General features: G+C 45.1%; 1 rRNA gene. It reads right to left on the bottom strand.

The features are described from left to right. A 23S ribosomal RNA gene (locus tag M3206_RS18885) occupies positions 1-117 on the bottom strand; the annotation flags it as partial. Positions 118-339 lie beyond the last annotated feature (222 nt).

The raw sequence follows: 339 nt of genomic DNA, 5'->3' as shown, positions 1-339 counted from the left end.
TCGGAAATCCCCGGATCAGTGCTTACTTACAGCTCCCCGAGGCATATCGGTGTTCGTCCCGTCCTTCTTCGGCTCCTAGTGCCAAGGCATCCACCGTGCGCCCTTTCTAGCTTAACCTTATAACTTACGATTTGCTTCGAATTTCTTCGTTGGCTTCTCGTAACTTAATGATGTTTGCACATCAAGATTGTTGCTTTGGCGCAGATAAATAACTATCTGCCTTGCATTACTTTGTTTGGATGTCGATATCTAGTTTTCAAAGAACATTTTGCGTTAAAAAAAGCATCATCTCGTAAGATGTGCAATGGTGGAGCTTAGCGGGATCGAACCGCTGACCTC

Source organism: Fictibacillus phosphorivorans (genome assembly GCF_023715845.1).
In the GTDB taxonomy this organism is placed as follows: Bacteria; Bacillota; Bacilli; order Bacillales; family Fictibacillaceae; genus Fictibacillus; species Fictibacillus phosphorivorans_D.
Note: the sequence above shows the minus strand (reverse complement) of the source record. Positions and strands in the feature narration are given on the sequence as shown.